The sequence below is a fragment of the uncultured Dokdonia sp. genome, assembly GCF_947496725.1.
In the GTDB taxonomy this organism is placed as follows: Bacteria; Bacteroidota; Bacteroidia; order Flavobacteriales; family Flavobacteriaceae; genus Dokdonia.
Genome location: NZ_CANMDS010000025.1, coordinates 1 through 228, shown reverse-complemented (window position 1 = coordinate 228; position 228 = coordinate 1). Strand labels below are relative to the sequence as shown.

The following is a 228-nucleotide window of genomic DNA, read 5'->3' as shown; positions in this document are numbered from 1 at the left end:
GCACCGGTGGGTCAGGAGCTTGACAATATGATGTATATCAACAATGAGCCTTTTGAGCAAATTGTGTATGCCCGTGTTTTTAACGATGCCGGTTGTTACAGCACTACACCGCTTACCCTGCGTGTGCTCAACACCCCAATGCCTAACCAAGATGCAACTCCATACGCACTGTGTGATGATGATACAGATGGGCTTCAAATATTTGATTTAAGTACGCAAGAAGCTAAT

General features: G+C 44.7%; 1 protein-coding gene. It reads left to right on the top strand.

Annotated elements, in window-relative coordinates; translation table 11 throughout:
• Positions 1-228 (top strand): hypothetical protein (locus Q0948_RS14905; protein ID WP_298354535.1); only part of this gene is annotated, 228 nt, incomplete at both ends.